10 protein-coding genes and 1 pseudogene are annotated in these 7,577 nt (G+C 36.4%); 4 read left to right on the top strand and 7 right to left on the bottom strand.

Features of this window, described 5'->3' with window-relative positions; all coding sequences use genetic code 11:
* From EA365_01605 to EA365_01585, 5 genes are all read right to left on the bottom strand, one after another.
* On the bottom strand, window positions 1-2,051 hold a 2,051-nt coding region (locus tag EA365_01605), incomplete at its 3' end, for a serine/threonine-protein phosphatase (GenBank protein ID TVQ48477.1).
* 17 nt (window positions 2,052-2,068) lie between these two features.
* A complete protein-coding gene (locus tag EA365_01600) occupies window positions 2,069-2,302 on the bottom strand; it encodes a hypothetical protein (protein TVQ48476.1) in 234 nt (77 codons plus the stop codon).
* Between the two features lie 6 nt (window positions 2,303-2,308).
* The gene (locus tag EA365_01595; protein TVQ48475.1) at window positions 2,309-2,662 is read right to left on the bottom strand and encodes an NAD(P)H-quinone oxidoreductase; all 354 of its coding nucleotides are present in this window, start codon (window positions 2,660-2,662) and stop codon (window positions 2,309-2,311) included.
* A 97-nt stretch (window positions 2,663-2,759) separates the two neighbouring features.
* The gene (locus EA365_01590; GenBank protein TVQ48474.1) at window positions 2,760-3,269 is read right to left on the bottom strand and encodes an inorganic diphosphatase; all 510 of its coding nucleotides are present in this window, start codon (window positions 3,267-3,269) and stop codon (window positions 2,760-2,762) included.
* A gap of 59 nt (window positions 3,270-3,328) precedes the next feature.
* Window positions 3,329-3,517 carry a hypothetical protein gene (locus EA365_01585; GenBank protein ID TVQ48473.1) on the bottom strand — a complete coding sequence of 63 codons (189 nt, stop codon included), beginning with the start codon at window positions 3,515-3,517 and terminating at the stop codon, window positions 3,329-3,331.
* 212 nt (window positions 3,518-3,729) lie between these two features.
* Here EA365_01585 and EA365_01580 point away from each other — a divergent pair, with 212 nt between their 5' ends.
* Genes EA365_01580 through EA365_01570 form a run of 3 tightly spaced genes read left to right on the top strand, consistent with a single transcriptional unit; the run spans window position 3,730 to window position 5,172 of the window.
* Entirely contained in the window at window positions 3,730-4,233 is a 504-nt protein-coding gene (locus EA365_01580; protein TVQ48472.1) for a DNA recombination-mediator protein A, read from the top strand.
* Window positions 4,234-4,247: 14 nt separating this feature from the next.
* Entirely contained in the window at window positions 4,248-4,739 is a 492-nt protein-coding gene (locus EA365_01575; GenBank protein TVQ48471.1) for a YajQ family cyclic di-GMP-binding protein, read from the top strand.
* Between the two features lie 4 nt (window positions 4,740-4,743).
* Complete coding sequence (locus tag EA365_01570; GenBank protein TVQ48479.1) at window positions 4,744-5,172, top strand: DUF29 domain-containing protein; 429 nt, start codon at window positions 4,744-4,746, stop codon at window positions 5,170-5,172.
* Here EA365_01570 and EA365_01565 read toward each other — a convergent pair.
* Window positions 5,169-5,729: a DUF697 domain-containing protein gene (locus EA365_01565; protein ID TVQ48470.1), complete on the bottom strand. Its 561-nt coding sequence runs from the start codon at window positions 5,727-5,729 to the stop codon at window positions 5,169-5,171. The two genes, EA365_01570 and EA365_01565, sit on opposite strands and share 4 nt — an antisense overlap.
* 107 nt (window positions 5,730-5,836) lie before the next feature.
* Here EA365_01565 and EA365_01560 point away from each other — a divergent pair.
* A pseudogene (locus EA365_01560) lies at window positions 5,837-6,020 on the top strand (hypothetical protein).
* 50 nt (window positions 6,021-6,070) lie between these two features.
* On the opposite strand, the gene EA365_01555 reads toward EA365_01560, so the two are convergent.
* The gene (locus EA365_01555) at window positions 6,071-7,576 is read right to left on the bottom strand and encodes a hypothetical protein (GenBank protein ID TVQ48469.1); all 1,506 of its coding nucleotides are present in this window, start codon (window positions 7,574-7,576) and stop codon (window positions 6,071-6,073) included.
* Window position 7,577 lies beyond the last annotated feature (1 nt).

The following is a 7,577-nucleotide window of genomic DNA, read 5'->3' as shown; positions in this document are numbered from 1 at the left end:
GGTTGAGGGTTAGGTTCAACTGTAGAAGGATTATCAGTTTCTGGAGTTGCTTCTGCTTCGGGATTAGAATCAACTGTAGGAAGATTATCAGTGATTTGAATAATATCTCCTTCCTTAAGATCCTGAGGTGATTCTGGAGTGGGATCTGGGTTAATAGGATTAGGAATATTTACAGGATCAGAAGCATTCTGAGTGGTTGTTAAAACATTTTTATAGACAAACCAACCCAATCCCCCTAATCCCCCTAATAACAGTAGAGAAAGTAAGGCAACTAATGGCTTAAATGGAGAAGATTTGGTAGTAGTCTGAGGTTGAGCTACTTCTTGAGTTGCTTTAGACTGAAGTAAAGGCTCAATATTTTCTGGGGGAGAAACCAGCTTAACTGGTACAGTAGGCATTTCTCCTAGGGAAAGATCCTCGCTATTATCCTCAGGAGGAATAGTGGGGATAGAGGGTTGAATCTCTGACCAGACTAAATTAGTCGTCTGATCTAGGGGGGTAACTTGACAGTGTAATAAAGCTATAGTAGCGTTATCGTGACCGTTTTTCTCATTAGCCATATTGATTAACTGACTACCAATAGTAGCTAAACTAATACCTTGAGTCAAAGCGGGTAAAATCTTATTTTCCCAATATTGTTCTATGCGATCGTAATCACTCAAACCATCGGAACACAGTAATAATAAACAATCTTCATCGAGAATTAAACGTCTGTGATTGATGTGTAAACCACCAGAAGATGCCATCCCCAAGGCTTGAGTTAATGCTCCTGAGTTAGGATATTGTAGAGCATCTCTATATAGCGAATATCCTAGTCTGACTTCTCGGGAGGCTAAATCATCATCAACCGTAAGTTGATAAGTACCATTTTTAGTAATTAAATAAATCCGCGAATCACCGATATAATGATAGTAAAGTTCATGAGCTTGAGCTACAGTCATCACTAGGGTTGTGCCCATGCGTTGACGTTCTTTTCTTTTTTCTAGATCGTTGCGTTCGCTGATTTTGTCGTTAGCTTCCCGAATGATTCTATCTAATTCCTTGATATTAGCTTCAGGTCGCCATAATTTTTCCTCAAAATTAAGCTGATTTAGTTGTTCTTCGAGAATTTCCACCGCTAATCTAGAGGCTATTTCTCCTCCTTCTTGTCCTCCTAAACCATCACAGACGATCGCCATTGAGGGTTCTTTGACAAAACTTCCCGAGGATGGATAACAATTGTCTTCGTTATGTTCTCGGCTAGGTCCTGCATCTGTGAGAGTGAAAACCTGATAATTACGCTGTTGTTCTTTTCCTAATTTGTAAATAGCTTGGTCTAGAATAGATACTAGTTTTTTAACTCGTTTAATTTGACCTGTTTGTAATTCTGTACATAATTGGGCTAAAAAATCTTTAATTTCCGGAGAACTTTGTTTTACCCATTCTGTCCAGAGATTCCCCAAATCTGCTAATTGTGGTTCTGGTTCTGGATTTAGATCTAATTCTTGTAATTGGATCATCTGTCCTTTGGTTTTTAACAGAGAGGGATTTAAGAGACTCCAGGCTGCTTTTTGACTGAATAAAGGTTGCCACAATGTAGCCATTTGCCACAACCAGTTTAACTGACGTAATCCTGATGCTTCTGACCAAACTTCTGTTAGGGGAGAGAATAACTCCCCATTTTTTAATATAGATTCTTTACTCAGTGGTAAGTAATTATATTCTAATAACCAGATCACCTCACCTAATGGGTTAGGGAGGAGTCCATAGATTTGAGGAAGATGTAACCGATAGGGGAATAATAACAGGTAGGGTGCTATTTCTGCGGGTAGATCTTCTGGTAAATCTGGTATTTGACCTGGTTTGATATCTAAAAATATTCTTGGTTGTTTAACTAAATAGCGATCGCCCACTAGTTCACCGGTTTTAAAACTAGCTGCTGTTGTTCCCATTCCCCACAGATATCGTTTTATGACTGGTGTTCTACATTGAGAACAGAAGTTTTCCGATTCGAGATTAAATACCTGACAATTGGGATTTGTGCATTGAATTTTTGCCCCAGTATTTCTCATTAAACATCCTCCTACTGTTAAGATGACGTCTTGTTTTTTTCAGTTTCTGCACTCTGAGAATGATAATATTCTTGGAGGAGTTTGGGCCAAATTATCAAAAAATAATACCACCAGGATAAAATTAACAAACTAACCCCAAGGGTTAACCAGATTTTTTGACCCAATTGCCAGCTACTGACTATTACTATTATACCAGTTAGAACAATTGACCAAGGTTGACACCACCATGGTTTATATTCCCAGGGATTCATCGTTACTTAATATTTTCCTTCACTAGCAGGATTATCTACTTTTGGTAATCCCATACTATAATTTAGTACTCTAGCATCGAGATTATAGTTTAGTTGTCCATTTTTTAACAATTCACCCAGATAATGTTCTAAATCTGAACCAATTCTGCGCAGATTATATTCTGTCAAATCTTCGCCACTGTAGGATTCTACTAGTTCATTAAATTTTCGATAGACCGCCTGTAGAGATTCTTCTGTCCAATTGAATTCATTATCTGGATCTACGTCTAAGGTCAGAACATTATCGCTTTTTACCAAGTCATTATCTTTTATTTCTGCGGCGAAAATGCGGATATGGCGAGTTGTGGATTTTAGTAACATAGTTTTTTCTATATTTTTTATCAAAAAGCATCGCGATGACTATCGTTTAGTATAGCTCACGATGCTGATTATTTGTATAGCTGATTGTACTTAGGTTTTACTTAGCTGCTTTAATGCAAGCTTCTACTAAAGAGTTTACCTCATGTACATCCTTCCAGCCTAAAATTTCGGTTACTTTTTTCTCGAGATTTTTATAAGTTCTAAAGAATTCGGCAATTTCATCTAAACGATGTTCAGAAATACTAGAGAGAGAGGTTATTTGAGTATAGCGGGGATCTTTGGCTGGTACACAAAGTATTTTCTCATCGCGATCGCCTCCATCGATCATTTCTAGCATTCCGATTGGTCTTGCGGTAATTACGCATCCTGGGAAAGTTGGTTGATCGATAATCACCATACCATCGAGAGGATCGCCGTCATCTGCTAGGGTATTCGGAATAAAGCCATAATCATAGGGATAAGCAACGGAAGAATAGAGGACACGATCCAAGCTAAAGGCGTTTAATTCTTTATCAAACTCGTATTTATTTTTACTTCCACCAGGAATTTCTATTAAAACGTTTACCAAACCTGGTTTAGGTTGAGCTGGAATTAGGGATAAATCCACAAACTTTCTCCAATATAGATTAATCTAGTCAAGCATTCTACACATATTTGGTCTCCTCATCAATCCTTTTCTTGCCAATTCTGTATGGTTGTCTGAGGTAGTCTTTCTAATTCTACGTCTTTGGAGAAATAAGTAGTCGCGAGTATTGGTAGAGTTAGGGTTAATAGTGCGATAATTGTGCCGAATAGTTCTGCCCATCCCTGTTTCGGGTGATGAGAGGGATTGCTCGACGGGCCACTTGATTCCATATGATGTGCTGGTTAGACTTTTGATTAATCTTGATTGTTTATCTTTCTATTGTACTTAATTTTTGGTTGAATAATGTACTAGGCTTAACGAATTTAAATTTTTTTTAACTTTTTTGTGACTCTAGCCAAAGTACTAGTTAACTGATATGATATATATGCTCTCGATTTGTTGAGAGTAAATCATTAACATTTTTGAAACAAAGTATAAGTCTTTGAGTCAATCAGTAGAGATAAATAATTTAGATACCCTAGCACAAGAACTAGCAGCCATTCAGCAAACTAGTTCTAAACGTATAGCCTTGCTAGGTTCGCGTCACGTTCCGATTACTCATCAACACCTTATTGAAATGATGAGTTATGCTTTGGTACTTTCGGGAAATCGTTTACTCACCTCCGGTGCAACCGGGACAAATGCAGCAGCTATCAAAGGAGCAATGCGAGCAGATCCTGGTTTATTAACGGTTATCTTACCCCAAAGCCTGAAAAAACAACCCAAAGAATCCCAAGAGCAATTAAGTCAAGTATTGCATCTGGTAGAAAATCCTGAGAATGATCATTTACCCTTGGGAGAAGCTAGTACTTTATGTAACCGAGAGATTATCTCTCGATGTCAACAATTAATCTGCTTTGCTTTTCATGATAGTCATACTTTGTTACAAACTTGTGCCGAAGCAGAAGAACAACGAAAAGTAGTGACTCTGTTTTATTTTGACTAGATTTATGTGTTGGTATGGCTAGTAATTATTCTTTCGATGTTGTCAGTGATTTTGATAGACAGGAGTTAGTCAACGCTGTTGATCAAACTCTTAGAGAAATCAAAAGTCGTTATGATCTCAAAGATACTAAAACGACTCTAGAGTTAACAGATGATAAATTAATCATCAATACCTCTAGTGATTTAACTCTACAAGGGGTACAAGATGTCTTGCGCACTAAAGCCGCTAAACGTAACCTTTCTCAGAAAATTTTTGATTATGGAAATCCTGAAGAAGTAAGCGGTAATCGTCTGCGTCAAGAAATCACCCTGAAAAGAGGTATTAATGCAGAAATAGCTAAGAAAATCACTAAAATGATTCGAGATAACTGTAAAAAAGTACAAGCATCGATTCAAGGAGATGCTGTGCGAGTTTCTGCTAAATCAAAAGACGAATTACAGACGGTGATTCAAATGCTCAAGCAGGAAGATTGGACGATTGAGTTACAGTTTACTAACTATAGATAAGAAAGTGTCAAGTAATTTATACGATCGCGATTATTATCAATGGTTAGGACAAACAGTAGAAAAACTACGCTTAAAACGATTTAATGAGGTGGATTGGGATCATCTTATCGAAGAGATCGAAGATATAGGTAAAAGCCAGAGACGGGCGTTAGAAAGTTATTTTACCCGTCTTCTGGAGCACTTGTTAAAGTTAGCTTATTGGGAATCAGAAAAACCTAATTCTGGTAATCATTGGGCTGCTGAAATCGTTAATTTTCGTTATCAAATTCAGAAAAGACTAGAGGATTCCCCAAGTTTAAAACCTAGCTTAGCAACAATTTATCAAGAAAGTTTAATTGTAGCTAAAAAATCCGTTTCTAAGCTTTTTCCTCTCCCTAATGATGCTAATATTTCTTTAGAGCAAGCCTTAGATAGTGAATGGTTTCCCGATTAAAGACGATCTAACAACTCTTTTTTCTTAGCTTGGAATTCTTCTTCTGATAAGATTCCTTGCTCTTTTAATTTACCTAATTTCTCTAAAGATTGATAAATATTAGCTGCTTCGTCTTCACGATTTTGTAAACCTGAAACATAGCTTTTACCTTGCTCATAAGCTTGCTCATAAGCGTTATGAAGATCTTCAGGATTTAAGTCATTAAAACTTCTAGAAGCAGAAAACATATTGATTGCTACTTGTCCTACAGCGTAAGTAGAAGCTCCCGACATAACCGACATAGAAGCTCCACCAATAATACTTCCTAAACCTGGAATAGCTTTAAGCATACTTGCGCCAATACGAGCGATCGTTGTTCCAGTCAGAGCAGAGACAAAAGCTTTAGCAGTATCTTTGGTGTAATCAACTCCATAAAGAGCGGCTAACTGTTGCAACATTTCCAATTGAATAGCTGTTACCGCAGCAAAATCTACCAAGGGAATAGGAATCAATCCTCCTCCCATAGCCCAAAGTACATGAGAACGAATAATAGCATTAGCTTCAGTGAGGCGACTCATGATGATATCTCTACTTTTTCAAGTTTACTGGTATTATATCATGCTTAGATTGCTATAATCTCTTGTCAAGTGTACTTAACTAAGTGCTGATCATGAAACTTAAAAATATCAAAATTCCCAAAGAAGAAATATCAAACCTGTGTCAATACTGGCATATTCAAAAACTGGTCTTTATTCGATGGACGAACCATTGATTTAGTTACCCTCAAATCTCTTAACCATCGTATTCGTGAACGCGTCTTAGCTACTGCAGAGGTATGTTATGGGTTCTCGGTGTACTTGTATAAGTAAAACTTATAATATCAGGAGTCAGGGTTCAGGATTCAGAAGAAAAAGTGTAGCTATTGATACGATTGCTCCCATAAGAATGCTTCTGCTTCAAGACTATTAATCTTTTCTTGCCATCTTTTTAACTTTCTTTCTCTGTCTGCTATTTGTTGGCCATTCGGGGGTGGTAATCCTTCTCTCTGTTTTTTATAATCTCTAGACGTTGTTGAGTTAATTCTAAATTTAGTGATTCCTTCGTTAGGTAGAATTCCTTTTTGACGCAAAGATTGCTCACAGTAATATTGCCAAAAAAATACATGATCTTGTACATGTCCACCCAATCTACGTAATTTTTTGATAGACAAACTAGCTGAATCAAATAGTTTTGTTTTAATATCTAAATGTTTAAATCGATTAAATAAGCGAGTTTCACTACCGCTACTACGGAAAAATTCTACCACAAACCAATCGCCAAAATCAAAAATACAAACTTCTGTAGGATCGCTACCATCATCCTCAAGAATATCAACTTTTTTTTGTAGTTTATCACCAATTGCATTTAAAGATGACTGAGGCAAAAGTATCCTAATATTTTCAAAGCGATCGGAATAGTGAGACCAAAAATATTTACGTGCTTCTAGTTGATTAGCTTCCCAATGTTCTAAAGATAATTTATTTAAAATAATATCTACTAAAGTTTTAAAGTCACGGTAATTAGCTAAACCTAATAATTTTCTGAGATTTTGTTTAGCAGTCGTAGAAAGTTGATAATATTTAGAACCAGTTGCTTGAGAATTATAATTATTACTTAGCCATTCTCTGATGGATTGAAGGAATTGAGAATCAATCGAGGTAGAAAAATTGTTAAGTAAACTTTCTACTGCTTTTATTTCTTGGGTTACTTCCATCTCATCAAGACAAGCTAAAAACCAATTTACTTGCTCTTGACTGGTACTTTTCCAGATAGTCAGATTAGATGCTATATAGTTATAAGTCTTGTCTAAAAGATTAGGAAGACGTAGGGGTAATTCAGCTTGGCTTAATATTTGTTTAGGTGTGAGGCAATGTTGCTGACATAATTGCGCAATTTTATCAAATTGTTCCTGTTTGCGATAATTAGTTATTTGAACAATTAAGTTTTCAGGTTGAAGGTTTACTAAAGTAGGAAAAGTATTTCTTAAAGACTGAGCCAATCTTTCTCTCTTATGCTCATAATCAGTAATTAGCAAAGAGCATAAAATTTTAAGTAGAAATCTATTAACATTAGCTTCTCGCCAAATACGCTTAGATGTAGTGACGATTTGCTTAGTCTGTGGTTGTTTTTCATCCCAATGTTGTTTATTATAAATACAATGAATCCACTCTAGTAATGTAATGTTTGTCTGTCGGTTGTCTGTTAAATCCTGAAGAATTTCAGTTAATGAACGAGGGAGAGAATATTTATCGATAGTAATTCCTGGAGGCAATTCAGGAGGTAACCACTGATTAGTGGTAATTCCTCTGGCTAGTTCAGTTAATTGCGTTGGTTTTACCTCAAGAGGAGGAGGAGTAACGATGGAGGTAAATCTTATCTTGTTCATG

The sequence above is a fragment of the Gloeocapsa sp. DLM2.Bin57 genome, assembly GCA_007693955.1.
In the GTDB taxonomy this organism is placed as follows: domain Bacteria; phylum Cyanobacteriota; class Cyanobacteriia; order Cyanobacteriales; family Gloeocapsaceae; genus Gloeocapsa.
Note: the sequence above shows the minus strand (reverse complement) of the source record. Positions and strands in the feature narration are given on the sequence as shown.